At 68.3% G+C, this 441-nt stretch carries 1 protein-coding gene; it reads left to right on the forward strand.

All coding sequences use genetic code 11. The annotated features are described in order from the left end of the window. The first annotated feature begins 46 nt into the window (after window positions 1-46). Window positions 47-385 (forward strand): hypothetical protein, encoded by a 339-nt coding sequence (locus MKL11_RS33675; RefSeq protein ID WP_243951471.1) that lies wholly within the window; start codon window positions 47-49, stop codon window positions 383-385. Window positions 386-441: the final 56 nt, after the last annotated feature.

Below are 441 nucleotides of genomic sequence, written 5' to 3' on the forward strand. Positions count from 1 at the left end.
GTCAGAGGGCGGCGCCCTGACGTAAGCGGCACGGCAGGTCGCGATCATGGTGACGAGGTCGGGCTTCAAGTCGGCGTACGAGCTCTACGCCCACGTCAAGGTGGCCATGGAGAAGGGTATGCGGGAAGGCAGGGTCGCGACCATCGTGTCTGGTCAGCGTCCGTCCGACCTCACAACCGAGAAGGCTGCTGTCTTCGATGCTGCCAGCTCCCAGAATGCCGGCGGCGTCCTTCCGCGCCCCGTCTACGACCGGGTCGTCGCCGCGTTCGTCGCCCCCGGCGTGTCCGAACTGATCCACCGCGTCGGCCTCTACGCGATGGTCTGCATCACGCTGAACGGCTTCGACGTGCCCGTGCCGGAGCAGCAGGTCGAGCCGGCCCCGTAGGCCGCAGCCGTTCCCGTCCCAGCCCGCATGAAGCCGACTCGGACCCGATCCGGTCG

Origin of the sequence: Methylobacterium sp. J-077 (assembly GCF_022829365.1) — a bacterium.
Classification (GTDB): Bacteria; Pseudomonadota; Alphaproteobacteria; order Rhizobiales; family Beijerinckiaceae; genus Methylobacterium.

What these genes read in the sequence shown, in the direction of transcription:
- MKL11_RS33675 (WP_243951471.1), top strand. Translation starts at nt 47, where the DNA reads ATGGTGACGAGGTCGGGCTTCAAGTCGGCGTACGAGCTCTACGCCCAC.